This is a genomic window from Flavobacterium chungangense LMG 26729, assembly GCF_000735715.2.
Lineage (GTDB): Bacteria > Bacteroidota > Bacteroidia > Flavobacteriales > Flavobacteriaceae > Flavobacterium > Flavobacterium chungangense.
In genome coordinates this window covers 292815-317936 of sequence record NZ_JASY01000003.1, presented here as the reverse complement: position 1 = coordinate 317936, position 25122 = coordinate 292815, and the positions used below count along the sequence as shown (strand labels likewise).

General features: G+C 32.5%; 24 protein-coding genes and 1 tRNA gene. 12 read left to right on the top strand and 13 right to left on the bottom strand.

The window, feature by feature from the left end; translation table 11 throughout:
* Positions 1 to 28: 28 nt before the first annotated feature.
* A complete protein-coding gene (locus JE46_RS09095) occupies positions 29 to 1819 on the bottom strand; it encodes an ABC transporter ATP-binding protein (protein WP_031454960.1) in 1791 nt (596 codons plus the stop codon).
* Positions 1820 to 2085: 266 nt separating this feature from the next.
* Here JE46_RS09095 and JE46_RS09090 point away from each other — a divergent pair.
* A tRNA-Val gene (locus JE46_RS09090) sits at positions 2086 to 2160 on the top strand.
* A gap of 78 nt (positions 2161 to 2238) precedes the next feature.
* On the opposite strand, the gene JE46_RS09085 is transcribed toward JE46_RS09090, so the two are convergent.
* From JE46_RS09085 to JE46_RS09075, 3 genes are read right to left on the bottom strand one after another with little or no spacing between them, the layout of a single operon-like run.
* The gene (locus tag JE46_RS09085; protein WP_031454959.1) at positions 2239 to 3258 is read right to left on the bottom strand and encodes a hypothetical protein; all 1020 of its coding nucleotides are present in this window, start codon (positions 3256 to 3258) and stop codon (positions 2239 to 2241) included.
* 3 nt (positions 3259 to 3261) lie between these two features.
* Complete coding sequence (locus tag JE46_RS24025; protein ID WP_157505897.1) at positions 3262 to 4383, bottom strand: matrixin family metalloprotease; 1122 nt, start codon at positions 4381 to 4383, stop codon at positions 3262 to 3264.
* Between the two features lie 38 nt (positions 4384 to 4421).
* A complete protein-coding gene (locus JE46_RS09075) occupies positions 4422 to 4838 on the bottom strand; it encodes a hypothetical protein (RefSeq protein WP_031454957.1) in 417 nt (138 codons plus the stop codon).
* Between the two features lie 358 nt (positions 4839 to 5196).
* On the opposite strand from JE46_RS09075, the gene JE46_RS09070 reads away from it, so the two are divergent.
* The 5 genes from JE46_RS09070 (at position 5197) to JE46_RS24020 (ending at position 8069) form a co-directional block, all read left to right on the top strand.
* Entirely contained in the window at positions 5197 to 5808 is a 612-nt protein-coding gene (locus tag JE46_RS09070; RefSeq protein ID WP_157505896.1) for a hypothetical protein, read from the top strand.
* 277 nt (positions 5809 to 6085) lie between these two features.
* Complete coding sequence (locus JE46_RS09065) at positions 6086 to 6469, top strand: hypothetical protein (RefSeq protein ID WP_157505895.1); 384 nt, start codon at positions 6086 to 6088, stop codon at positions 6467 to 6469.
* Positions 6454 to 7227, top strand: coding sequence for a sensor histidine kinase (locus tag JE46_RS09060; RefSeq protein ID WP_031454954.1), 774 nt, complete (start codon positions 6454 to 6456; stop codon positions 7225 to 7227). Before JE46_RS09065 ends, JE46_RS09060 begins: the two co-directional genes overlap by 16 nt.
* Positions 7228 to 7230: 3 nt before the next feature.
* Positions 7231 to 7884 carry a response regulator transcription factor gene (locus tag JE46_RS09055; protein ID WP_031454953.1) on the top strand — a complete coding sequence of 218 codons (654 nt, stop codon included), beginning with the start codon at positions 7231 to 7233 and terminating at the stop codon, positions 7882 to 7884.
* Between the two features lie 38 nt (positions 7885 to 7922).
* Positions 7923 to 8069 carry a hypothetical protein gene (locus tag JE46_RS24020; RefSeq protein ID WP_180904177.1) on the top strand — a complete coding sequence of 49 codons (147 nt, stop codon included), beginning with the start codon at positions 7923 to 7925 and terminating at the stop codon, positions 8067 to 8069.
* 181 nt (positions 8070 to 8250) lie between these two features.
* On the opposite strand, the gene JE46_RS09050 is transcribed toward JE46_RS24020, so the two are convergent.
* Positions 8251 to 8826: a peptidase associated/transthyretin-like domain-containing protein gene (locus tag JE46_RS09050; protein ID WP_031454952.1), complete on the bottom strand. Its 576-nt coding sequence runs from the start codon at positions 8824 to 8826 to the stop codon at positions 8251 to 8253.
* A 357-nt stretch (positions 8827 to 9183) separates the two neighbouring features.
* Between JE46_RS09050 and JE46_RS09045 the strand changes: the two genes are divergently transcribed.
* On the top strand, positions 9184 to 9624 hold the full coding sequence (locus JE46_RS09045) for a PepSY-like domain-containing protein (RefSeq protein ID WP_031454951.1): 441 nt from the start codon (positions 9184 to 9186) through the stop codon (positions 9622 to 9624).
* An 81-nt stretch (positions 9625 to 9705) separates the two neighbouring features.
* On the opposite strand, the gene JE46_RS09040 is transcribed toward JE46_RS09045, so the two are convergent.
* The 6 genes from JE46_RS09040 to JE46_RS09015 all read right to left on the bottom strand — a co-directional run bounded on the left by JE46_RS09040 (position 9706) and on the right by JE46_RS09015 (position 15585).
* Positions 9706 to 10830: a peptidylprolyl isomerase gene (locus tag JE46_RS09040; protein ID WP_031454950.1), complete on the bottom strand. Its 1125-nt coding sequence runs from the start codon at positions 10828 to 10830 to the stop codon at positions 9706 to 9708.
* A gap of 36 nt (positions 10831 to 10866) precedes the next feature.
* Complete coding sequence (locus tag JE46_RS09035; protein ID WP_031454949.1) at positions 10867 to 11940, bottom strand: peptidylprolyl isomerase; 1074 nt, start codon at positions 11938 to 11940, stop codon at positions 10867 to 10869.
* A 16-nt stretch (positions 11941 to 11956) separates the two neighbouring features.
* Positions 11957 to 12598 (bottom strand): gliding motility-associated peptidyl-prolyl isomerase GldI, encoded by a 642-nt coding sequence (gldI, locus tag JE46_RS09030; protein ID WP_031454948.1) that lies wholly within the window; start codon positions 12596 to 12598, stop codon positions 11957 to 11959.
* Between the two features lie 7 nt (positions 12599 to 12605).
* Positions 12606 to 13610, bottom strand: a complete 1005-nt coding sequence (locus tag JE46_RS09025) for a DHH family phosphoesterase (protein WP_031454947.1) — start codon at positions 13608 to 13610, stop codon at positions 12606 to 12608.
* A gap of 198 nt (positions 13611 to 13808) precedes the next feature.
* A complete protein-coding gene (locus tag JE46_RS09020; protein WP_031454946.1) occupies positions 13809 to 15065 on the bottom strand; it encodes a chloride channel protein in 1257 nt (418 codons plus the stop codon).
* Positions 15066 to 15198: 133 nt separating this feature from the next.
* Positions 15199 to 15585: a RidA family protein gene (locus JE46_RS09015; protein WP_031454945.1), complete on the bottom strand. Its 387-nt coding sequence runs from the start codon at positions 15583 to 15585 to the stop codon at positions 15199 to 15201.
* Between the two features lie 463 nt (positions 15586 to 16048).
* Between JE46_RS09015 and JE46_RS09010 the strand changes: the two genes are divergently transcribed.
* Positions 16049 to 16765, top strand: coding sequence for a hypothetical protein (locus JE46_RS09010; RefSeq protein ID WP_031454944.1), 717 nt, complete (start codon positions 16049 to 16051; stop codon positions 16763 to 16765).
* Positions 16766 to 16791: 26 nt separating this feature from the next.
* Here JE46_RS09010 and JE46_RS09005 read toward each other — a convergent pair whose 3' ends face one another.
* Both JE46_RS09005 and JE46_RS09000 read right to left on the bottom strand, forming a co-directional pair.
* Positions 16792 to 18027 (bottom strand): glycosyltransferase, encoded by a 1236-nt coding sequence (locus tag JE46_RS09005; protein WP_051872856.1) that lies wholly within the window; start codon positions 18025 to 18027, stop codon positions 16792 to 16794.
* 206 nt (positions 18028 to 18233) lie between these two features.
* A complete protein-coding gene (locus tag JE46_RS09000) occupies positions 18234 to 18761 on the bottom strand; it encodes a hypothetical protein (protein WP_031454942.1) in 528 nt (175 codons plus the stop codon).
* 198 nt (positions 18762 to 18959) lie between these two features.
* Here JE46_RS09000 and guaA point away from each other — a divergent pair, with 198 nt between their 5' ends.
* From guaA to JE46_RS08980, 4 genes are all read left to right on the top strand, one after another.
* Positions 18960 to 20489 (top strand): glutamine-hydrolyzing GMP synthase, encoded by a 1530-nt coding sequence (guaA, locus tag JE46_RS08995; protein WP_031454941.1) that lies wholly within the window; start codon positions 18960 to 18962, stop codon positions 20487 to 20489.
* A gap of 62 nt (positions 20490 to 20551) precedes the next feature.
* Positions 20552 to 22456: a LysM peptidoglycan-binding domain-containing protein gene (locus JE46_RS08990; RefSeq protein WP_031454940.1), complete on the top strand. Its 1905-nt coding sequence runs from the start codon at positions 20552 to 20554 to the stop codon at positions 22454 to 22456.
* A gap of 95 nt (positions 22457 to 22551) precedes the next feature.
* Positions 22552 to 24657 carry a PBP1 and LysM peptidoglycan-binding domain-containing protein gene (locus tag JE46_RS08985; RefSeq protein ID WP_031454939.1) on the top strand — a complete coding sequence of 702 codons (2106 nt, stop codon included), beginning with the start codon at positions 22552 to 22554 and terminating at the stop codon, positions 24655 to 24657.
* A complete protein-coding gene (locus tag JE46_RS08980; protein WP_031454938.1) occupies positions 24657 to 25058 on the top strand; it encodes an OsmC family protein in 402 nt (133 codons plus the stop codon). The genes JE46_RS08985 and JE46_RS08980 overlap by 1 nt, the downstream gene beginning before the upstream one ends.
* Positions 25059 to 25122 lie beyond the last annotated feature (64 nt).

Sequence of the window (25122 nt, the reverse complement as noted above, 5' to 3'; positions counted from 1 at the left end):
ATTTAAATTATCGATTTTTCAAACTTTGTTAAGAATTGCTAAACTGAAGATTACTCAGGTTTTTATAAATACCGTTTTCAAGATTAATGAGTTCCTGATGCGTTCCTTCTTCGGTGATTTTTCCGTTATCTAAAACTAAAATCTTATCAGCGTTACGAATTGTCGAAAGTCGATGTGCAATAATAATGCTTGTTCTGCCTTCCATCAAAACTTCTAAAGCTTCCTGAACCAGTTTTTCGCTTTCGCTGTCTAAAGAAGAAGTTGCTTCGTCCAAAATTAAAATACTCGGGTTTTTTAATAATGCTCTTGCGATTGCAATACGCTGACGTTGCCCTCCTGATAATTTCACACCGCGTTCTCCCACCAGTGTTTCGAATTTTTCAGGGAAACCTTCTATAAAATTCAATGCATTGGCCTGTTTTGCAGCCAGCATTATTTCTTCATCTGAAGCATCCGGTTTTCCGTAGGCTATATTTTCACGGATGGTTCCGCCAAATAAAATCACATCCTGAGGAACGATACTCATATTTCCGCGAAGATTTTCAAGATCGTAGTCGTAAATGCTTTTTCCATCCACTAAGATTTCCCCTGAAGTAATATCGTAAAAACGTAATAGTAACGAAGAAATAGTCGATTTTCCGGCACCACTTGGTCCGACAAGAGCAATTTTCTGACCAAAATCAGCATGGAAATTAACCTCTTTTAATACCTGAATTTCTTTTCTTGACGGGTAACTGAAAGCCACATTTTTGAAAGCTACGTTTCCTTTTATTTTTTCTACAGGAAGGGCTTTCGGGTTTGCATTGATGGCTTCAGGTGTTTCTTCGAGCAATTCAAAAACACGTTCCGTTGCACCCACCGCTTTTTGAATCTGAGCGTACATTTCGGCAATACCGCCAAAAGAGGCACCGATAAAGGTAGTGTACAGTACAAACGAAATCAAATCACCCACACCTTCAACTTCTCCTTTTATCGTTAAGGTAATTCCGTACCAGACAACAGCCACCACACATCCGAAAAGGCATAAAATAATGAAGGAAGCAAAATAGCCCCGGTATTGACCGCCTTTGATCGCGATTTTTACAATTTCTTTGATTTTGTTTTTATAACGCTGAATTTCGTACCATTCGTTCGCAAAGGCTTTTACATTACTAATCCCTTGTAAAGTTTCTTCCACAATGACCTGGCTTTCGGCTACTTTGTCCTGCGTTTTTTTACCGTACTTGCGAATAAATCTTCCAAAAATTACTGCTGCTACGGCTACAACCGGAACGATGGCGAGCATCATCAAAGTTAATTTTGGACTGATGCTTCCTAAGATGATAAATCCGCCAATAATTAAAATAAACTGACGTAAAAATTCGGCAATTGTTGTGGTAAAAGTGTCCTGTAATTGTGAAATATCAGCACTAATCCGGCTGTTTAATTCCCCAACACGTTTTTGCGCATAAAAAGACATTGGGAGTTTTACCAGATTTTCATATAAGGCAAAACGAATATTTGATAATGAATTTTCAGTAAAGTTGACGAAAAGAGAAATTCTGAAAAAGGAGAAAACCGCCTGTAAAACCAAAATTCCCATAAGAGCAATGGCAATTTCGTTTGCTTTATCAAGGTCTTTATTAGTAACACAGTCTACCAGCATTCCCATTAACTTAGGAAAGGCGAGGGCTGTGGCACTGGTTAAGAGCAAAAAAACTAAACCAAGGAAGAATTTCCATTTGTGGTTTTTAGCATATTTAAAAATTCGGATTGCTTTTTGAAGGGAGTTAGCGTCTAATTTAGCTTTCGGTAAATCATTTTCCTGATATCTTGCCATTTGAGTATACAATTAAGGTTTGCAAATGTATGACTATAGCAAGTGAATACAAAAGGAATAATTAAAATTAGCTTTCCGGATTTCGTTTTTTAACTAAATGCTAAGACAAGGTGCGGTTTTATTTCGTTTTTAAGAAGCTGAAAAATAGCTTTCTAAAAGTATTCGTGAATTTTATTTTATATTTTTTATCAAAAAGGCTTGCAATTACGAATTCTAGGTGTATATTTGCACTCGCAATCACAAAATGATAGCAGCCTAGTAAAATAGGGCGATTAGCTCAGCTGGTTCAGAGCACCTCGTTTACACCGAGGGGGTCGGGGGTTCGAACCCCTCATCGCCCACAAAGAAACTCCTTAAGAAATTAAGGAGTTTTTTTATAACTATATTTCCCCACAGGTTTTCGGATTAATCCAAAAAACTTATTTTTTGAAGTTAAATCCTAACATCCAAAACTCTTGTTTTTCTAGCCCTTCTAATGGATTTTCTCCTTTATTGTAAGATAGCCCTATCGATAAATTATTATTATTTATAGGATATAATTTTAACTCACCTTTCAGTAGATAAGTATAGTTTGGATTATTATCAAAATTATCCAATAGGCTGTTCCTCCTTTCATAGTTGATAATCAGTTCTAATCCTTTTTTACTGAAAGTTTCTGTTAAAACAACTTCTTCACTTTCCTCCCTATTTAATTCGATTCCTTTACTATTATATGAAATAGAATTTGTCTTTTCTACAGTTTCAATAACAGTCCTTTTTTTCAACAATACAGCACCTCCTATATTAAAATAGCTTCTAAAATAATAACCTTGTTCTAAAGGTAAAGCTGCATCATAGCTACTTTGATATTCTAACCCAATTTTAGGCAAAAGTTTATATGCAAAAGCACTATTTCTAATTGCATAACTTTCAAAAATAAGTTTCCCACTATTAGATCTAATACTCAAAGTTGATAGTGCTATTATTGACTGCGCTTTTTTCACATTATCATTTAGATACTCTAATGAATTGTCATTAATTATTCCTAAATCTTTTTTTGTAAAATAAACAAAATTGTGGTTTATTCCAAGTTTATAATTTTCCTGGCGTTTGTCGATCTGATTGTTTTTATTATAAACAAAAAATCCTGTAACAGCATTATATTTATTATCGTTCAATTTGCCCAACGTATAACCAATCCCAGCATTAACTTTGAAGATATCATCATTGTCTTTTGGAAGTGTCAAAGAAATTGTAGCTGCTTTTTCATCATCATCTGTTTTACTATCAAATGATTTCTTAATGCTGATTTTATCCCAAAAGGGCTTGCTAATAGTTTTAACCGATTGTGTTTTTTCTATCGTAACAACTTCTTTACTTACGATTGAATCATTCTGGCTTGAACAATCTTGAATTCCTAACCCGAGGCTGAAAACAAATATTAGGTATAATGATTTCATATATTATAATTTACTGTTTAATAAATTAATGCAATCTCCAACTGTTTCACATTTTTTGATTTCTGATACAGTTATTTTCTTTGAACTGTTAGTAATAAACTTATTCAGTTTTACTGCCAGCAGGATAAAATCGTTACTATTAAAGAATAGTTCATCCTCCAATTTCTGTGAGTTTGAAAGTGTATTTGGATCTGTTGAATTATTTCCTTTTACATTTAATATGGCTCTTTTAACTTGAAGCGAAACATCATTATTCACTTCAAATGCCGAAGATGTAAAACTAGATTCTCTCAACATCTCATGCAGCCCTTTAAAGTTTACCGCATTTGATAATTGAAAACTGCTATTACTCAATCTACTGCTCATATGATAGGATTTAAATAACTTAATTTCGGTACCGTTTATCTCGGTAAGTTTTCCGCTCCATACCAGCTCATATAGTATTTTTAAATCTTTAATATCATCTGCTGTTAGTCTACTTTTTTCACCATAATTCATGATCGAAAATGCACTGTCTGTTCCAAATAATTCGCTCGACCATTCTTTTTCAGATATATTAGCAAAGAAATGTCGCAACCCAAAAATATGACCAATTTCATGTTCCATAGTTTCAATCTGCTCCTTATGGTCTTGCTCAAACATCGTAGGATAGATATAGAAAATATTTTGTCCGGGATCAGGAAAAAAAGCAGACGCTAAAACACATCCATTATTGTTACAATTCTTTTGATGCATAGCAATTTCAAAATCCCAGGCATCGTTATCTTCATGGAATTTTACAGGACAGGCATCTTGCCAGGCTGAAATTGCTTCACCTAAAAGTTTTCTAACGCCAGATTTTGCAGCTTCCGGTTTATTAAAATAGCTCCCAAAAGATTTGCTAAATCTCCAATTTAAGGTGACTCCTTTTTCCCAAAGAGGTATAAAACCATTTGAAGAATCAACCCAAATCTCAAATAAATCCTTGTCATTAGGTTGTGAGTAGCCTTTGGAATCAGTTATACAAATTACATCTTTGTTGTTATTGTTTTTGTACTTGTGTAGGTATTCTTCTTTTGGTAAAAAAGAACTATTATTTAATTCAAAATCCTCGTTTTTAGTATTTGTTTTTTTGGTAGTTTTCATATTATAATAATTTAAATTTTATTATTTTTTTGATTTGTTTATCCTTTATAGAAAAGCGGTATCAATAAGGTATACAGGATCAATATCACGGAAGTAATTAATTGAAAAGAAAAACCAAGTATCTCTTTTGTATATGGTGAAGCTGTTGCAAAAGCCCAAACTAAAAAGCCAATTGTTGAAAACAGTATCTGACCTTTCTTCGAAACCCCCGAGACTTTCACTAAATAAACAGGAGTAAAAATCATTAAAACAAGGATAATAATCCATAATAAATTAGACTTGTCCGCATTTGGATCACCCTCTGAAAAACCTATTATTAAACCTGATATGGTGATGTAAGCAGCTATAATTTCTGCAGGAATCAGTTTTATTAATCGGTCTTTAAAATCATTTGGGGGAGAATCCTGTATTTGCATTTGCAATTGCGGATTTACTGATTTAATTTCTCTGGCCATAATTTTTAATATTTAATTCTGCCTACTCTATAATACCCTTTTTGGCTGCCTGGTAACATTCTTCTAATATGTATTACAAAACTACTTCAGTCTGTAATTTCGCTGCTTAGGTAAATACCTAAATCGCACATAGTTTTATGCCTAATAATTTGGATTTTAGCAGTGTGTGATTTATTTGGAGGAAAATCGTTATTTTAGCTGATAAGTTGATTAATAGGGTTAAAATCTGATAAAATAGGGTTTTACCCAAGTAAATGAAATTGGGTAATTGTAAAATTTGAAGTATAAATTATTAACCCCTTAAATAACTTTAACTATGAAAAAATGTACCCTAATTTTAATGGCTGTTTTAACCATTGTGGCGTGTAAAAAAGAAAAAGAAGACAATCCGGCGGTGACCATCGCAACTAATGTAGGTAAAACAGCTCCCTTGTCTGATTGTATAACTTTAGAGGGCTATTATATGTCAAAAGATATTGATGAGAAAGCAGAATGGTTAAGAGAGCACGGTGATAGTGTTTGTGAATGCACACTAAAAGAGGCAATCTTAAGAGATCACAAAGTAGTAGAGCCCCTAAGTAATCTAAGAGGGAAGTATGTTATTACCTGGAGAGAACTTAAGCCTATTATTGATACTTATAAATATAAGTACTATCTAAATGTAGAATATGCAGATGAAAAAATTATTGGTGTAAAAAGGGTAGATAATTACCTTTCTGATGATGATGGAGTTTACTATCGTTTTTCTGCAGCTTTAATAAATTTTCTTGCAGAAGAATATGTCAAAGATGAAAATTCTGAATTTCAATTCAGTTTTGCTACCATAGATAACTCTGTAAACCGTGTCGTTGTTATTCAGGTCAATGGAAACCCTAGTGGCGGACAATCAGCCAATGCCACTCCATATTATGATTATTCGACTGACCCTAGAATGATAGATGAGTTCCCTACCCTTCATGTACCCTTGTAAATAAATACGATTGAATATATTAGATATCATAAATCCAATAAAAGCATGCGTTTTAATAACGCTGCTTTTTGCTTTATATAATCTTTACTGGAAAATTACAATGCATCGCTTTCTCCTATACATTCTGTTAGTCGTTTTTTTTACAGAATTAATAAATTCTATTCTTGTATATAATAATTTGTCAATTCGGATACCATTTTATATCAGTATTGTATTTCATGATGTTTTTTGGCTGCTGGCATTTAAAGAAAATATAAACAGTAAAAAAGTGTCTCATATGATACTGTATATATTCATAGTATTTTCTATTATTAATTTCATAATTATAGAAATAGTGGATACCTATAATTACTACACTTTTATTGTTGGCGCCCTGCTTTATGTTGTATTTTTTATATATGAAAGTTTTAAGCAGTTAAGAGCAGAGAATTTAACATATTTTTTATCGAATAATTATTTACTGTTGTTTGCGCCAGTGTATTTCTTTTTTGGTATGGGGTTATTGTTAGGATTTAAACCATTAGGAGTTACAAAAATAATTTTATTTGGTCAGGTTACATTATATGTCTTCATTGTTAATATAGTTTGTATCGCCTATTATACTCTAATTAATATTTACATCTACAGGGAAAAAAATAATTACAAATGGATCAAATCGTAATAGGAATAATAATCGGCTTTATTTTTATTGGTTTAATACTATTTTTTTGTGTTATTCTGATTCGTCTTTATTTTAATAAGATAAAAAAATACACAGAACTTCTGCATCAGAAAGATCTCGATTTCCAAAAAGGAATTACCCAAACTGTAATTGAAACGCAGGAACAGGTACTCAATAATATTTCTCAGGATCTTCATGATGATGCCGGACAGCAATTGACCTATATTAATTTTCAGATAGAAAATATGAAGCTGGATTCTCCTGAGCTTCAAAAAACATTAGAACCATTGTCACAATCCGTTACTAATTTATCACAATCAATAAGAAGTATCAGTCATGCCTTAAATGGTCAATTGTTATTGCAGCAAGATGTGATAAAAGCTATAGCTGCAGAAATAAAGCGATTGCAAAAAAACACCAAAATAGACATTGTATACTCTTTTGAAGAAATTGAGGTCAAGAAATTTGATGATAATGAAAAGATAATCATTTACCGCATCTTTCAGGAATGTATCAATAATGTTTTTAAACACGCCAAAGCTTCTAAAATGAGTATTTTGATAACAACCAGTCCTGATTTTAAAATGATAATTGCAGATAATGGTAAAGGATTCGATTTTGCAGATAAAAAAAGCAAATTGTCTTTAGGATTGCTAAACATGATTAACAGAGCCAATAGCATAGACTATATTTTAGCTGTAGAAAGCGAAATAGGATCTGGAACTACAATTATCCTTTGTGAAAATAAAAGAATCTAAAGTATGGAACAGACTACTATTTGTATAATCGATGATCACTCTATTGTAAGACAAGGTTTAAAAGAATTGCTGTATAAAATGGGGAATTACAAAGTGATACAAGAGTTTGATAATGGTGATGATTTCCTGCAGGCATTACCTATAAACCCATCTCCGCATATCTATATTCTGGATTACTCCATGCCTCACATGAACGGTATTGAAGTATTGCAGGCACTTGAAGAAAAGGAGGAAGAGTACAAAGTATTATTGTTGACACAGCACCTTGACGAACAAATAATCGATGCAGCTTATCATCATGGTGCCAGAGGTTTTCTGCATAAAAATTGTACAGCTCACGATTTGAAATTTGCTATTGATAACATTATTAAAATAGGGTATAATAATGTTTCTGAAATTCTTAAGCGTGTACGCAATTATGATAGCAATAACGAAAAAAAGGAAAATATTGTTTTAACGCAGCGTGAATTCGATTTTTTGAGGCTAGTTTGTGATGAAAGGGAATTAACCTATGAACAAATGGCCGAAATTATGAATCTATCAATAAAATCCATTGAAGTTTACAGGGCCGCTTTATTTGAAAAATTCAATATCAAATCAAAAGTAGGGCTTGTGTTATTTTCTTTTAAACACCGGTTAACGGAACCTTTTTTGTAACCCGGAGAACTAGTTTTTTCTGTTTTTATTGACATAATATGTTTTCAGGTGCATTTAGAATTTCTGCTGAAGCGTTTCAGAATTTTGATGAGAAACAGGTTCTAAATATTATTTCCAATGCATTTGATAATGGAGCTTTCGTAAATACAGGTCATAGCGCAGCTATCAATGTAAATACTATTTAAAAATGGTTAGACGCTTTAGAAAAAAATACTGTTTTTTTAAACATGGCCGAAAAATGACGGGATGGTATCAGGTAAAGTAGGCTTTGTTTTTATGAATACTCCAAATTACAAAGAATAATGAAATATAATTCACCCAAATAACCTTCTCAGAAGAGCATTTGTACCAGATTTGTAAAAAGAATCATTCTTTCTTTTTCTTTTTCTTTTTTTGGTTAGCAATGATAAAATCTAAAGTCTTGAAAATAAGTTCGGTTATATCAGGTTTTTCAATGTTGCATTCCCAAGTCCATTTTTGGCGTGACTTTTCCTGATTGTTATTTAATTGCGCTTTAAGATATTTAGTATTGGCACGAATTTCAATTTCTTTGGGCTTTAAAGTTAAAACCTCAAAGCGTAACAAGACTTTTTCTTTAAATTTTTCAAGCGGAATTTTTATTGAAAATTTCCCCTCTTTATCTGTCATTACATAATCATGATTTCCCTTTACGAAAACTACAACATCCTGAATCGGAAATTTTACTGCATCTGTTATCTCTCCTCTAATTTCCCTATATTCAAAAGCATAGTTTTCAATTTTTTCTTTTTCAATTTCTTTATAAGTTTCCTGAGAATAAAAATTTACGGTCATAAACAGGAGTGCTAAAGGCAGGATATTAAAATAATTACTATTGTATTTTAAACTCATATTTACGCTTACAATTTTTATTAGGGAGTTTTTTGTAACCTGAACTTCTAAAACTGAAGATCTTTTTGCCATTCTTATACTAAAGTAATTTATTAAAAAAACATTTTACAAACCATTACCACAGATTGTAAAGTTAAAAGTTTTTATGTCTTGGTTTATACAAAACGGTCTTATAAACAAAATAATTCAAAAATAAATTAAAAGGTAAATAGTAGGTTTTGTAATGGGAGTCTTAAACACAGAAGTTTTTTTATGTATCTGTTTATAAAGCAGCTTTGAAAAGATTTTATCTAGTTTTGTAATCATGATTCGTAAACAGGGTTTTAATAACAAAAGTAAACTCTTAAAAAACTAAAGGTTTCTTAAATTGGTTTGAATGTGTTTTTTCTTATTGTAAATTAGTGATTATGAAACTTTAATACAATAATTATGAAAACGAAAATAATTACAGTCGTATTATTACTGGGTTTTGTAATATCGACAAACGCTCAAAAGAAAATAAAAATTACTGAATTGCCCAAACCGGCACAGGAATTCTTAAAGAAATATTTTAGCAATATATCAGTTGAATCAGTTAAAAAAGATGCAGAACACGGTGAAAAAGGTTATGAAGTCAAACTTAAAGATGGGACTGAGGTAGAGTTCTGGAAAGATGGTACTTATCGAGAAGTGGATGGAGACGACAAACCGATTCCAACCGCATTTATTCCAAAAGTGATAAAAGAGTATGTGGCAAAACATTATCCAAATGAAAAAATTACCCATATTGATTATGGTCATAAAGATCTGGATGTAGATTTAACAAATAAAATTGATCTCGAATTTACGAAGGAAGGAAAATTTATAAAAGGTGACAAGGTTAAAAAGTAATTCCTGAATGATGTCGCTGGAAAGTAATGATAAAAAAACTCCATTATTTTAATGGAGTTTTTTATAAATTTATAAGATAACTTAAGGTTGTTTACTGTACGTTTCAATCTCGAAAATTAAAGTTGCATTTGGCGGAATAACTCCTCCGGCACCTGCTTCTCCATAAGCCAGATTTGATGGAAGAAAGAAGATTGCTTTATCACCATCTGTCATCATATCGAGAGCTTCAAGGAATCCCGGGATCATACCGTCTTTTTTTCCAACAGTGAAAGGAAAAGCTTTATAACCTCCTTGTGCATCTCTGTTTGCATTATATTTTCCGTATGCTTTTTCTACATTTGGCATACTGCTGTCAAAAAGATTTCCGTCTTCAAAATATCCTGCATAGTGAAAATAAATTGTAGAACCTTCTGCACCTTTTACACCAGTTCCTTTTTTCGTAATTACATATTTTAAGCCAGATGCCGTTGTTACAGCATTTGCTTTGGTTGATGTAAAATAAGCAGCTTTGTCTTTAATTACTTTTTGAGATTCTAATTTTTTCGCTTCATCTTTTTTAACGTCCTCGGCTAAAACTTTTACGGCGTCAAATTTTTTGGCAGCAGCACCTTTGCGGGTAATAGTAATTTTTTTTATGATATCGTCCTGAACAATTTTATTTACATTGTCCATTCCGGAAACAACATGTCCAAAAATAGTATGTTTACCGTTTAACCATGGAGTTTCTTTGTGCGTGATAAAAAACTGGCTTCCGTTAGTTGCAGGACCTGAATTAGCCATTGCCAGGATTCCGCCTTTGTCAAAGACTAATTCTTTAACAAATTCATCCTTAAAAGAAAATCCCGGACCACCTGATCCATTTCCGTCAGGATCACCACCCTGAATCATAAAATCATTGATAACCCTGTGGAATTTTAAGCCGTCATAAAATGGTTTTCCCTTAAGTTTCTCGACTTTTACATTAGGATTTTTACCTTCTGCCAAAGAAATAAAGTTAGCAACAGTTACCGGTGCTTTTACATATTCCAGAGTCAGAACGATATCGCCTTTTGTTGTTGCAATGGTGGCAAAAATCCCTTCGGCAGGATTAGCCGTTGCGGCAGGTTTTGTTATCGCTGTCTTTGATTTTGCAGATGGTTTTTTAGTAGCTTGTGCCTGAATGTTAAGTACTGCAAGGCAAAATAAAAATAGAAATTTAAACTTCATTGTGTATTGATTTTAGTCAATGTTAGTTAAAAATAATTATTGTGGTTTTTCCAGTAATTGAATCTCGAAAATAATATTGGCGTTAGGAGGAATAACTCCTCCTGCACCTGTTTCTCCATAAGCTAAATGCGATGGAATAAAAAGCACAGCTTTGTCTCCAAAAGAAAGCTTTTCGATTCCTTCAATAAATCCTGGAATCATACCATCTTTGCGGCCTGCCTGAAATGGAATAGGTTGATAACCATGTTGTTCAGCTCTTGCTGCATCAAATTTTCCAAATAATTTGTTTACCTCTTCTAAACTAGAGTCAAATAAGGTACCATCTTCCAGAAAACCAGCATAGTGAATATATATCTGAGTTCCTGTTGCAGGTTTTTTACCAGTTCCTTTTTCAGTAATTACATATTCTAATCCGCTTGAAGTTTTAGTAGCTTTTGGTTTTAACGCTGCATAATAAGCTACTTTTTCTTTTTGAACTCCTGAGTATTTGCTTCTCTCTTTTGCAATTTCACTGAAATAATCATGAAATACTTTTACAGCATCAAATTTTTTAGCAGCTTCACCGTTTCTTATAATTTTTACAGCAATTAGCTGGTCATCTTGTTTAACCTGATTAACAACTTCCTGTCCTTTTTCAACGACATGACCAAAAATAGTATGTTTTCCGTCTAACCATGGCGTTTCAACGTGAGTAATAAAAAATTGACTGCTGTTTGTTCCCGGTCCGTTATTAGCCATTGCTAAAACACCGGCTTTGTCAAATTTTAAATCGGTAAATTCATCCTTAAATTTATAACCTGTATCTCCTGAACCGGTCCCAAGAGGATCTCCGGTCTGAATCATGAAATTTTCAATAACCCTGTGAAATTTTAATCCGTCAAAAAAAGGTTTGTTTTTTAAATTTTCATTTACAAATTCATTTTTACCTTCAGCTAAGGTTACAAAATTAGCAACAGTTACGGGTGCTTTTTTATAATCTAATTCTACAATAATATTTCCTTTGTTTGTTTCTATTTCAGCATATAATCCATCAGGCAGATTACTGTGCTCGTCTTTACAGGAATAAAATGAAGTAACTGCTAATAACAATAATAAAATACTTTTTTTCATTTTTGAAATGTTGTTTTTATGGGGTTAATGTGTCTTTTTTTGTTTCAATTGCAGTTTTAGTGCTTGTTGCTTTTGCAGGTGTAGTTGTAGTTGTCACGGGTGCTGCTTCAGGGTCAGGAACAAAATTACGAAGTGTAACCGTACAGATTAACGATTCATTGGTTCCTATTTTTTTATTGTCTCCATGATATCCATAAGCAATATGTGAAGGAAACAAGAAAGTAACGGTTTCATTTTTATGCATTAATTTAATACCATCACGTAATCCCATCATGATGTCTTGTTTGTCAACATAATACGTTTGTGGGCCAAGTTCAGCTTCAGAATATATGATTTTACCTTCAATGTCTTTTATTTCTAAATTAAAATAAGCGATATCTCCTTTTCGGGGTGTTTGAGTATCAGTTAAATTTCTTTCGTCATAAGACAGCCAGTATCCTTTTCGGGTAGCATAGTATTTTACTTTCGGATTATTTTTGATGATGTTTTTGATAACATCTTCTTCGCTTGCAACCAGTTTTTTATTTCTGTCAGCCGATTTTTTCATAAACGTTCCTGAAGCTTGCGAAACTGGTCTTCTGGCTTCTTCATGATGTTTACAGCTAACAAATAAAACAGTACAAAGCAACGTATAAACGCTTAGTTTTATATAGTTCATAATTGATTTATATTTCTAATTTAATTACTAAATCTTCAAACTTTTTCAAAGTTTCTTCCATTGAAACTTCTGATTTTCCGCCGGCAGCATTTGTGTGACCGCCTCCATTAAAATGATCTCTGGCAAACTGATTTACATCAAACCCACCTTGGGATCGAAACGAAATTTTAATGATTTTTTCCTCTTTGTTTTCTATAAAAATGGCAGTGAAAATAATATCTTTTATACTTAATCCATAATTTACGATTCCTTCTGTATCGCCTTTTACATAATTAAATGAATCTAATTCTTCCTGTGTTAAAAAAGTATAAGAAGTTTTATGTTCTGAGAAAATTTTCATGTTCTGCAAAGCACGTCCTAATAATTGTAAACGGCTGTAAGAACTATTGTCAAACAATAAAACCGGAATTTCAGTATTTTCTACTCCTAAATCAATTAATTCTGCTACAATACGATGTGTGTTTCCTGTAGTTTTAGGAAAACGGAATGAGCCTGAATCAGTTAATATTCCAGTGTAAATGCAAGTAGCAATGGTTTTATCCAGATCCTCTTTTTTGTCCAGAAACAAAATAAAATTATAAATCATCTCACACGTAGAACCATATGATGTGTCAGAGTAAGTGTAAGCTGCATAATTGTGTGGTTTTTCATGATGATCGATCATGATAAACGGAGCTGTCAGCTTAGCTAAAGTATGTTCCATGTCACCGGTACGATGGAAAGCATTAAAATCAAGTGTGAAAATTAAATCGGCTTCTTCTAATATTTTGGTACAGTTTTCAGTATCCTTTTCAAATATTTTTACCGTTTCAGAACCGGGAAGCCAGGCTAAGAAATTAGGGAAATCATTAGGCGCAATAACTGTTGGCTGATGATTGTTTTTTAATAAAAAGTGATATAATCCTAATGTAGAACCCATGGCATCACCATCTGGGCCTCTATGTGGAATTATTGCAATTTTCTTTGGGGTTGATAGTAATAATTTTACTGCTTCAATATCTTGTATTTTCATAGTGTGCGAATTTACATTTTTTTAATGTAATGCTGAAATCATTTTACAGATTAACACACTTTTAGGGATTTGGTTTTTCTTTGTCTGAAGTTTCAGGTTTGAGGTTTAAAACCCGTTCGATGAGAACGGCTTATTTTGCAGCGTGTAGCAATTCGGATTCAGTTTGGAATTTGGAATTTCTAAAATTGGAATTTCATTTTACAAATGTTCTAATTCTTTTCTTTGTAATTTTTGATACAATTTGTATTTCGCACCTTTTACAATTTGCGATTTATAAATTCCCACAGAACCCGACGAAAAATAAGCAATCGTGCAAGCAAGAGCAATAAAAATTCCGGGCTGAATTCCAAATAATTCCATTCCCATAATAGTGCAGGCTACTGGAGTGTGGGTTGCGCCAGAAAATACAGCTACAAATCCCAGACCTGCTAAAAGTGCAATTGGCATTGGAATTATGATAAATAATGCGCTCCCTAAAGCGGCACCAATGAAAAATAACGGAGTTACCTCACCACCTTTAAAACCGGCACCTAAAGTAAAACCGGTGAATAAAATTTTAAGAAGAAAATCATACCATTCATTTGGGTGATAAAATGAGTCAACAATAAAAGGGACACCTAATCCTGAGAATTGTGTAAATCCAAAACCTCCAATTGCTATCGCTAAAATGATTCCTCCAATTGCAGGACGAAGTGGCGGATATTTAATGGTTTTAGAAAAAAGAGTTCCCCAAAGCTGAGTGCTTCTTGCAAATAACAATGCAGCTAAACCCGATAATAGACCCACAATTAGGGTATAAAATAAACTGCTAAAATTTAATTCAGGAATAATAGGGATACTGTAATGAGTATGTTTTACCTGCCAGAACTCAACAGTAAAATAAGCAGCATAAGCAACTACAAATGACAGAAGAGTACTTTTTAAATTGATTTTACTGAAATATAAAACTTCCAGAGCAAAAACGGCACCGGCTAAAGGTGTGCCAAAAACGGAGGCAAATCCTGCGCTGATTCCGAGGATAATCAAAATTTTTCTTTCGGAATTATCTAAATTGAAAAGCTTTGTAAATTGATCAGCGATAGCGCCGCCCATTTGTACAGCAGTACCTTCACGTCCGGCTGATCCGCCAAATAAATGTGTGATTAAGGTTCCTAAAAGCACTAAAGGAGCCATCTTAAAAGGGATCACTTCCTTAGGGTTTTCGTATTCTTCAAGCAATAAGTTATTTCCTTTTGCAACAGATTCTCCCCAATAATAATAGATCAATCCTACTAAGAAGCCGCCAACAGGCAAAAACCATATAATCCAGTTGTGTTGAATTCTAAATTGTGTGACATACTCGAGTGAAACTAAAAAGAAAGCAGATGCTGATCCTGAAAACAGACCTGTTAAAATACAAATCAAAATCCATTTGAAAATGGTCAGAAATATTTTTTTTAGTTGTCGAAAAGTCATTTATAAGAAAAGTTTTGCTACGAATTTCACTAATTAAAACGAATTTTAAAAGTTTGTGTTTGTAAAATTTTAAATTCGAGTAATTGATTAACTAATAAAAGAAATTAAATAGTGAAATCCGTAGCAAAATAAATTATTCCTGAACTACAGCAGTAAACTCAATTTCAACCAGATATTCAGGAGCTACCAATTTGCTGATTTCATAAAATCCTGTTGTTGGTTTTACATCCTTAAAAAAAACGGCATGTGCTTTTGCTACGTCTTCAAAAGTACTAATATCAGTAGTAAAAATTCGGGTTCTGATCACATCTTTCATTCCAACGTTCAAATCTTCCAATACTTTTTCAATACGTTCAAGAATATTATAAGTTTGTGCATAAGCATCATCGGCTTTTACTTTTTCGCCATCAACAATAGCCACAGTGCCCGAGACTTCAATGATATTACCAATTCTTACAGCACGACAATATCCCATTTTGTCTTCCCATGGTGATCCTGTTAAGATGTTTTCTCTTTTCATTTCTTGTGTTTTATTGAATTTGTTTTGTCAAATTTGAGTACAAATTCAGGTTAATTAAATACGTTGCAATTTATAAAATATGCCAGTCAAAAGAGAGAAAATTATTTGAAATCATTCTGTAATTCGTTCTTTTTTGTGATATTTTAAGATGTAGTTTTTTTTAGTCTTGTGGATGATTTCGTTATTTTTCAGAAATTTTACAGCAAATGTATTTTTAAATTAATTAGAATTGAAATAAGATGGAGCCTGATTACCAAACTGATGTAGTATGAAGTCAAAATCAGTGTAAAATCAGGTCCTTTTAGATTTTATTTTCTGGCAGGTTTTTTGTGTCTAAATATTAGCCTAATTTATTGTTATAAAAGTCATAAAGTTGTACCTGCAAATTAAATTATGCTATTTTTGCGATACGATATTGTTGATTTTATAAAATTTTAAAAGCCGATTCGATAATACTTTTTCAATGAAGCACATTTTATTTTTCATATTGTTTTTTACAGCGCTGACAACTTCTGCTCAGGGGGAATTTAACTCCGGTTTTAAACCAATTCCTGCTCCAAAGTTTAGTTCTAAGCCTAATAAAAAAACTCCGATTCCGGAAGTTAAAGATCCACAGGCTCAAAAAACAGATATCCCAGATATTAAAACACCAAATGTTTTTGATAATACCAGCATAACGCCAAAATCCAGATTTCAGATTGGGGAGGAGAAAAGTAAGTTTTCAATGTCAACAGAAAATGATTTTGCCAATCCCGGAGATCGTTATATTCCGAAAATGGAGAAAGATCTGGACAAGGCTTTAAGAGAAGCAGGATTGAAAGAAGGCAGAGGAGAATTAGTTAAGAAAAATATTTCTTTAGGCGAATTTAAAACAAAGTCTGACTATTTTATTGTAAAATTCAGGGATTTCGGTGCTATAGATGGTGATTTGGTAAAAATTTCTTCTAACGATAAGGTTATTCAAAACCAATTGCTTTTGGATAGTAATTTTAAACAAATAAAAATTGTGCTTACAGATGGTTTTAATAAACTTGATTTTGAAGCATTAAATATAGGTTCTTTAGGAGGTAATACTGCAGAAATTCAGGTTTTTGATGATAAAGGAACATTAATAACCAATGACTATTGGAATAATCTTGCCGCAGGTTTTAAAGCTTCGATTATTGTAACGAAAGAGTGATTTTTTTAATTTACGAAGATGTAAAGTTACTTACTAAAAAATCTCAAAAAAAATAGTTTTGCTTTGAAAATTATTTTTTTTTCGGACTTCTTAATTTTATCCTGATGTCTTATATTTTCAATGATTAAAGCATTCTTTTTAATCAAAAAATCACCTTCTTTTTCTGCAATAAAGGCACTTATTTTCTGTAGTCTGGAATACATTAAATCGCCAATCTTTTTTTTGGAGAAAGAGTTTTCTATCGTTTGTTTGCCATTTAATTTTATATGTTCAATATCGGTATAATTATCGTATACGAACTTTAAAACTTTTTTTGAATTTTCGATATCAGGTTCAGCATACTCATACCCCTGTTTAATAAAATCAGAATCTTTGTCCTGTATCATTAACTGATAGTGGATTAAGAAACTGTTTTGGTTATTCATGAATTCTAAATTTCCGGAATACCCTGTTCCAATCACTATTTTGTTTCTTGACATGGCCTCTGCAAGTGTCAGTCCAAAGCCTTCAGCGCGGTGAAGCGAGACATACGAGTGGCAGGAATCGATAAGCTGTATAAGCTCTTTTTTTGTATAGTCTTCGTTGATAAGGATAATCGATTTGTGATCTTTTGTCTGTTCAATAAATTTCTGATGTAAGCGTTTGTTCTTTTCCAGGTTAACGGTTTTTAATATCAATACAACATTAGGGTTAGCAGAAAAGGTATCCAAAAAACATTTTATAAGGCCATCAGTATTTTTTCTTTCCGGTGTACTTAGTGAATCAAAAATGGATAAGAAAACAAATTTATCCTGTAATTCTATTTTTGGTTTGCTTTGTTCAATTTCAATACGTTCAATTAAATGAGGTATTTTTATAACGGGTTTAAACGAGTAAGAGGCAAAAACATTTTGGCAAAAACTGCTGGGAACCCATATTTCATCAAAAAGGGGCAGGAGATTAACAAAATCTTCAGGAAGCTTATTAAATTCCCATGCCCAGTAAGCAATGTTGTATGTGTTTGATGCTGTAATTATATCGTTATTTAGTAAAAAACAAGGAATATCATTAATATTTATATGATAGATGTTGATTATCTTATCAGTAATGGAATCCTGTAAATGCCCACCTTCTCTAATTAACTGACGATTATTCTCTATATAATTAATTTGATTAAGAATAAAAGTATTGTCTTTTAATGCTGAAAAATTTGCTCTTGCAGCTTCAGAAATGCCTGAAATTTTTGAAAAGGTGCCGTGATAATTAATAGTGATATTTTCCATATTTTTAAGATCTCTTTTGTAGAATTTGTACTTTACAGGACTTTATGAAATTTGTTTTAATGATTATCTTTGTAAATGTACTCTACTTTAAATAGATGAAAAAATATACAAAAGTTGCTTTCAAAAATGCTTAATTTTAATTTTAAATGTAAGTGATTTGTTTTTAGTGAATTAATGTGTGAGTTTTTAATCTCCTGCTCAGAATATTACAGAGGATCTGCAGTAACCCTAAATTTCATATTTGCTTTTACCGTTACATCTTTTGTTAAGGTTTCCTTTAATGTGACTTTTGTTCTTATTTTATAACTGTCTGCTTTAATGTACTCGTCTAATCTTTGATCTGTACAAATCAAATCAATCGAATTTGCTGTAGTGCGAATATTGTCCTGATAAGCTAATTCTATTTCGTTAGACTCTGTTGTTGAGATATACAAGTGTATTGATTTTAGAAATGTAAATGTTTTGTCTGAAGGATCAGAGATTGCTAATTTCAAAGATCTAATCTTTACATCTTTTACCAGGTTTGCTTTGGTTTTGTTATTTTCAAATTCAGAAGATGAATTTGTAGTAACTTCAGGAGTAATAATCTCCGAAGGTAAGTTGATTGGTGAAGTGCTATTAATTTTAATAGAAGCTTCATTTGAAATGCTGAAGGTTAATAAATCATCAACAACGTCACAAGAAGTTAAAAAAAGAGACAGGCAAACTGTCAAGGCAATAAGTTTTGATTTCATAGGTAAATTCAATTGGTTTTTTGTAGATACGAAATTGTTAGAACTTTGGATTTGTCTTTTTGTTTTAAATGCTGATTTTTTATTTATTATTTAAAGATAATATGCCAGAATATTAGGAACTTAAGAACCTTGTATTTAAAAAGAAAAAAAAATCAAAATTCAATTTTTCATTTTCGAATTTAAAAAGTATTTTTGCGCATGCAACACAACGTACTTATTTTAGATTTCGGATCGCAATATACTCAACTTATTGCGCGTAGAGTTCGCGAATTAAATATATTCTGCGAAATTTTTCCTTACAATCACTTTCCTAGTGATTTATCACCTTATAAAGCCGTAATTTTGGGAGGAAGCCCATTTTCTGTTCGCGGAGAAGATGCTCCACATCCTGATTTATCTCAAATTCGGGGCAAACTTCCATTATTGGCAGTTTGTTACGGAGCACAATACTTAGCTCACTTTAGCGGAGGTGAAGTAGCTGCTTCAAATACCAGAGAATACGGAAGAGCTAATTTATCTTATATTAAGGAGAATGAAGTTTTCTTTAATGGAGTTTCAGAAAACAGCCAGGTTTGGATGAGCCATAGCGATAGTATCAAAGCGCTTCCAACAAATGCTGTAAAATTAGCCAGTACTCACGATGTAGAATATGCAGCTTATAAAATTGAAGGCGAAACAACTTATGCAATTCAATATCATCCTGAAGTTTTCCATTCGACAGACGGATCAAAAATGCTGGAAAACTTTTTAGTAAAAATTGCCGAAGTTCCTCAAAACTTTACACCAAACGCTTTCGTAGAAGAAATGGTGGCTGAGCTAAAAGAGAAACTAGGAAATGATAAAGTAGTTTTAGGACTTTCAGGAGGAGTAGATTCTACTGTAGCAGCAGTTTTATTAAACCAGGCAATTGGTAAAAACCTTTACTGTATTTTCGTAAACAACGGATTACTTCGTAAAAACGAATTCCAAAATGTATTAGATCAATACAAAGGAATGGGATTAAACGTAAAAGGTGTTGATGCAGGAAATCGTTTCTTAGGCGAATTAGCCGGAATCAGCGATCCTGAAACCAAACGTAAAACTATCGGACGCGTATTTATCGAAGTTTTTGATGATGAATCACATTTAATCGAAGACGTAAAATGGTTAGCACAAGGAACAATTTACCCAGACGTAATCGAGTCTGTTTCGGTAAAAGGGCCATCGGCAACAATTAAATCACATCATAATGTTGGCGGATTGCCGGATTATATGAAATTAAAAATTGTAGAACCACTTAGAATGCTTTTCAAAGATGAAGTGCGACGAGTTGGGGCTACATTAGGAATAGATCCTGAGTTATTAGGAAGACACCCTTTTCCGGGACCAGGATTGTCAATCAGAATACTTGGAGATATTACTCCGGAGAAAGTTCAGATTTTACAAGATGTAGATTCAGTTTTTATTGAAGGGTTAAAATCATGGGGATTATACGATAAAGTTTGGCAGGCTGGCGCAATTTTGCTTCCTGTAAATTCTGTAGGTGTAATGGGCGATGAACGTACTTATGAAAAAGTAGTAGCACTTAGAGCTGTTGAATCAACAGACGGAATGACTGCTGACTGGGTTCATTTGCCTTACGACTTCCTGATGAAAGTGTCAAATGATATTATCAATAAAGTAAAAGGCGTAAATCGTGTAGTTTACGATATCAGTTCAAAACCACCTGCAACTATTGAGTGGGAATAATACGATATTTAAAAATAAGGTCTTACATTTGTAAGGCCTTAATTTTTTATAACCTACTATTTATGAGAGAACTTTTAACGATTTCTCTTGTGTTTATTTTGTCTTTTAACAAAATAGCTGCGCAAGATTCAATTATTGAACACAAAATTCAAAAAGGAGAAACCGCTTATTTTATTGCCCAAAAGTATAAGGTTTCTATTGATGAGATCTACAAGCTCAACCCCGAATCACAAAACGGAATCAAAGACAATCAAATTATTAAGATTCCTGTTCATACAGCACAAAAACAAAATTCAAACCGGCAAATAATCCATATTGTTGCCCAAAAAGAAACTCTTTTTGGCTTGTCGAAACAATATAATGTTTCTGTGGAAGCGCTTCAAAATGCAAATCCAATTCTTATAAACGGACTTCAGGTTGGTCAGGAATTGGTAATTCCGCAAAATACTTCAAAAACTGAAAATATTACTTCTTCAAAAGCAACACATTTGGTTGTAGCTAAAGAATCCTTATTTAGTATTGCCAGACAATATAATGTTTCTGTGCAGGATTTGGAAAGCCAAAATAAAGGTCTTCTTCAAAACGGATTGCAAATTGGCCAGACAATCGCAATTCCAAACAAAAGAAAAACGCTCGATGGAAGAGTTCGTGTAATTAATCAGGAAACAATTTTTCATGTTGTTGAAGCCAAAGAGACTAAATTTTCTATTGCCAAAAAATATAACATCTCTATCGATCAGCTGGAGTCTCAAAATCCTGAAATTGTAAACGGACTAATTGTTGGAAATAAATTAGCGATCAATACAAAAGAGATTAAGCCAGCAAACGAAAGTGAAGAATTAATGCTGGCACTTGCTGAAAAACAAGTTGTTGTCGAAAAAACTAAAGCGAAAACTATAGAAATAGATGATTTAAAAGACAGACTGATTGTTCAGAAAGAAATGAATGAAAAGATTATAAAAATCAATGATTTGAAACTGAACCTTAATGACATGAACGGCTCTAAAGAGAATTCGGTTGAAAAGCTGCGTTTAGTTTTAGAAGCAAATAAAAATGTTCAGGATATTTTAATGACAAAATTAGATTCTTTGGTTACTACAATGAACAATGACCTGGTCGAGTTGAAAAAAATGGATGTACTGAATGTTAATGAATCAAAGCGATTAGAAAAGCAATCGTATGAAAGTATTGGTAAAACAAGTGAATTATCTTCTCAATTAAAGAAAGAACTGGCAGAAAACCGAAAAGCGTATGCCGGTTTAATGAATAAAGTAGAAAGAATTGCTCTTGAAGAAAATCAGGAATATAAGAAAAAAATCCGCGAAAGCGAAAAAAAGAACAGTACTACATCTATTCAGCAAAGACTTTCTTTAGAAGAAATTAAACGTTATAAAATCGAACAGGAGCAAGGTGATGCTCAAAATCAGCTCTTGATTGCTAAAATTGATTCATTGGATAATCAGAAAAAAATTGAGGTAAAAAGGCATATCAGTAAAGCTTCTTTTTATAGTATGGAGGCAAGAAAATTTGATGATAAACTAGCTTTGATAAAACTGAAAAAATATCAGGATGAAGCGATTAAAAATCATAACGTATCTGATTCAGAAGAAAAGTCAAAAATAGTTTCTCTGGAAGAAATGAAAAAGGAGCTTAAAGAAAACCCGTTTAAAAATGAAAAAAACGTAAAAATTGAAGTTTTTGATAATTTAAAAGAAGTTTCGAATGGCTATTATCTGATTTTGGGTACATTTTCAGACCCAGCGCCAAGAGATCAATTAATAATGAAACTAATTGATTCGGGAGATTTTAACGCCAGTTTCTTTTTTAATATAAATAGTCTTTCTTATTATGTATATTCGGATAAATACAATAATATGGAAGAAGTTCTATATCAATGCAAGAAAAGAGAAGAAGATGAGTTATATAAAAATGTTATTATTGCAAAGGCAGAAATTGATCTCAGATAATAATTAGTAAAGAATTAACTTTCGGACTGATTTTTGTTTTGAACATAAATTAGTATCTTGTTCACATTAAACAATAATTGTTTTTAACATCTATTATGAAATATTTTTTCACCCTGTTTTATTTTGTTTTTTTTATTACGTGTTCTGCTTTTTCTCAGGGAAAAGTAACTAAATACACAGTGTCAAATGGAGAAACAGTCAATCAGATTGCACAGAAATTTAAGGTTACGCCTTATGATATTTACCAGTTAAATCCGGATGCCAGAAATGGAGTAAAACCTAATACAGTTTTATTAATTCCGAGTAATAGCAATAAGGATGTGTCTGTTAAAAAAGAAGTTACAACTGCCAAAAACGTAACTTCTCAAAAAGGAGGAACGCATGAAGTTCAGCCAAAAGAAACACTTTTTGCAATCGAAAAAAAATACGGTGTTTCTGATGAAGCACTAAAGGCTGCAAATCCGTTTTTAGTAACAGATGGTTTACAAATTGGCCAGACATTAGTTATTCCGTCAAAAGGAGCATTGCCAAAAACAAAAACAGCTGCTAAGACAATCAAGGAAAAAGCCCAGGAAAAATATGTATATCACGATGTTCAGCCAAAAGAAACTAAATATTCAATTGCAAAACAATACAAAACTACTGTTGAGGATTTAGAAATGCGTAATCCGGATATTGTTGCTAATTTACCGGTTGGATATAGATTGATCATAAAAGGAGTTGCACCTAAACAGGAAGGTACACCTCTGTCAGTTGTAAATAATGAGAAACCTGCAGATGCTAAAAAACCTGTTGAAAATTCAAAAAAAGTAACTACTTATATGGAGTATCAGGTTAAGCCAAAAGAAACTTTTTATAGTTTAGGAAGAACTTTTCATATAACTCAGGAAGAATTAACAGAACTAAATCCAGCACTTTCTGAAGGTGTAAAAGAAGGAATGGTTTTAAAAGTTCCGTCAGGATATGTAAAACCAGTTCCAATCGTTGTACCACAGCCGGTTGAAAAAACTGAGGAGAAACCTGTAGAAAACAGAGAAGAGGCACCTTCAGGCGGAGGAATAAAAATCCTTGAAAAAGTAAAATCTGAAACTGTTTCTGCTGATCCGGAAGTGGTTGAACTAAGTAAAAAAAGAGGTAACAACGAGCGTAAAAAGGTAGTTTTACTATTGCCTTTCAATTTGGCGAAAATGCAAAATGATACGCTAAGTCCGGCTACCCGAATTAAAAGTGATAAATTTTTGAACATGACTCTGGATTTCTATTCAGGAGCAATGATGGCAATTGATTCGGCAAAAGTTTTAAAATTGCCTATTGATATTTCAATTTATGATTCACAGGAAACGAAAAGCACATCAAATATTTCTAGTTTGATTTCGCAAAATAAATTGCAGGATGCTGATGCGGTTATCGGTCCATTCTATCAAAACAATGCAGAAGCTACGGCAAATTCATTACGAATGTACAATGTGCCTGTAATTTCGCCTTTGTCAAAAGATTCAGCCAACCCTATTGGTAATTTGTACCAGTCAATACCGTCTAATGACATTGTCAGAAATACTGTTTTTGATTACATGCGCTCAAAAAACGGTAATATTGTAGCTGTAGTTGACAAGAAAAAAGAATCTGTAATCAGTTACATCAAACAAAATCAAAAAGGAGTTGTCTTAGCTTCTTTAACAGAAACAGGAGGTTTGGATGTGGCCAATCTGAAAAGTTTATTATTGCCGGGCAGAATAAATTATGTCGTAATGGAAACAGGTAATACTGCAATGATTAAGACAACCATAAAAGCTTTGATTGACGCTCAGAGAACTTGTCAGGTGCAATTGGTGATTTTGGAACCAAACAGTACTTTGGATACAGATGAGATTAGTTTTGAAAACCTGGTGAAATTAAAATTAATGTATCCGTCTGTTACCCGCGAAAGTGATGAATCATCTGTATTGATTTTTGAAAAAGAATACAAGTTAAAAAATAAAGTAACTCCAAACACTTATGCAACTCGCGGTTTTGATGTAACGTTTGATACCATGATGCGTCTGGTTCAGGGAAAAACATATCAGGAAACAACAGATTTAATGACAACAGAACAGGTTGACAATAAATTTCAATATTATAAAAAAGAAGATGGTGGACACGCTAACAAAGGTGTTTATATTTTATATTACGATTCAGACTTAACTTTAAAAGTAGCAAATTAATGACATCAAAAGTAACCTATTTAGGCGATTTAAGAACAAAATCTGTACATGTACAATCCGGAAGTGAAATTATTTCGGATGCACCATTAGACAATAACGGAAAAGGAGAAGCATTTTCTCCAACAGACACAGTAGCAAATGCTTTAGCAAGCTGTATGTTTACAATTATGGGAATTAAAGCTCGTGATTTAAATGTTGATTTAGTTGATTCTACTGCTGAAGTTACTAAAATTATGAACGCAGAACCACGAAGAATTGGAGCAATCGAAATTGTTTTTGAACTGATAAGCAATGCCGATGAAAAGAGCAGAACAATTTTAGAGCGAGCAGCAATGACTTGTCCTGTTTTTTTAAGTTTAAATTCTGATATCGAAAAGAGAATTACTTTCAACTGGAAATAGAAATTATAGTAAATAAACAAGGAAGCAAGAAAAGAAGTAATTTTTTTTCTTGCTTCTTTTCTTT

Excerpts from the sequence above, each read along its gene's own strand:
- JE46_RS08990 (WP_031454940.1), top strand. The coding sequence starts at position 20,552 with ATGAGAGAACTTTTAACGATTTCTCTTGTGTTTATTTTGTCTTTTAAC.
- JE46_RS08985 (WP_031454939.1), top strand. The coding sequence starts at position 22,552 with ATGAAATATTTTTTCACCCTGTTTTATTTTGTTTTTTTTATTACGTGT.
- JE46_RS09005 (WP_051872856.1), bottom strand. The coding sequence starts at position 18,027 with ATGGAAAATATCACTATTAATTATCACGGCACCTTTTCAAAAATTTCA.
- JE46_RS09075 (WP_031454957.1), bottom strand. The coding sequence starts at position 4,838 with ATGGCCAGAGAAATTAAATCAGTAAATCCGCAATTGCAAATGCAAATA.
- JE46_RS09055 (WP_031454953.1), top strand. The coding sequence starts at position 7,231 with ATGGAACAGACTACTATTTGTATAATCGATGATCACTCTATTGTAAGA.
- JE46_RS09010 (WP_031454944.1), top strand. The coding sequence starts at position 16,049 with ATGAAGCACATTTTATTTTTCATATTGTTTTTTACAGCGCTGACAACT.
- JE46_RS09045 (WP_031454951.1), top strand. The coding sequence starts at position 9,184 with ATGAAAACGAAAATAATTACAGTCGTATTATTACTGGGTTTTGTAATA.
- JE46_RS09050 (WP_031454952.1), bottom strand. The coding sequence starts at position 8,826 with ATGGCAAAAAGATCTTCAGTTTTAGAAGTTCAGGTTACAAAAAACTCC.
- JE46_RS09060 (WP_031454954.1), top strand. The coding sequence starts at position 6,454 with ATGGATCAAATCGTAATAGGAATAATAATCGGCTTTATTTTTATTGGT.
- JE46_RS09025 (WP_031454947.1), bottom strand. The coding sequence starts at position 13,610 with ATGAAAATACAAGATATTGAAGCAGTAAAATTATTACTATCAACCCCA.
- JE46_RS09035 (WP_031454949.1), bottom strand. The coding sequence starts at position 11,940 with ATGAAAAAAAGTATTTTATTATTGTTATTAGCAGTTACTTCATTTTAT.
- JE46_RS08980 (WP_031454938.1), top strand. The coding sequence starts at position 24,657 with ATGACATCAAAAGTAACCTATTTAGGCGATTTAAGAACAAAATCTGTA.
- JE46_RS24025 (WP_157505897.1), bottom strand. The coding sequence starts at position 4,383 with ATGAAAACTACCAAAAAAACAAATACTAAAAACGAGGATTTTGAATTA.
- JE46_RS24020 (WP_180904177.1), top strand. The coding sequence starts at position 7,923 with ATGTTTTCAGGTGCATTTAGAATTTCTGCTGAAGCGTTTCAGAATTTT.
- JE46_RS09020 (WP_031454946.1), bottom strand. The coding sequence starts at position 15,065 with ATGACTTTTCGACAACTAAAAAAAATATTTCTGACCATTTTCAAATGG.
- JE46_RS09085 (WP_031454959.1), bottom strand. The coding sequence starts at position 3,258 with ATGAAATCATTATACCTAATATTTGTTTTCAGCCTCGGGTTAGGAATT.
- guaA (WP_031454941.1), top strand. The coding sequence starts at position 18,960 with ATGCAACACAACGTACTTATTTTAGATTTCGGATCGCAATATACTCAA.
- JE46_RS09015 (WP_031454945.1), bottom strand. The coding sequence starts at position 15,585 with ATGAAAAGAGAAAACATCTTAACAGGATCACCATGGGAAGACAAAATG.
- gldI (WP_031454948.1), bottom strand. The coding sequence starts at position 12,598 with ATGAACTATATAAAACTAAGCGTTTATACGTTGCTTTGTACTGTTTTA.
- JE46_RS09040 (WP_031454950.1), bottom strand. The coding sequence starts at position 10,830 with ATGAAGTTTAAATTTCTATTTTTATTTTGCCTTGCAGTACTTAACATT.
- JE46_RS09065 (WP_157505895.1), top strand. The coding sequence starts at position 6,086 with ATGATACTGTATATATTCATAGTATTTTCTATTATTAATTTCATAATT.
- JE46_RS09000 (WP_031454942.1), bottom strand. The coding sequence starts at position 18,761 with ATGAAATCAAAACTTATTGCCTTGACAGTTTGCCTGTCTCTTTTTTTA.
- JE46_RS09095 (WP_031454960.1), bottom strand. The coding sequence starts at position 1,819 with ATGGCAAGATATCAGGAAAATGATTTACCGAAAGCTAAATTAGACGCT.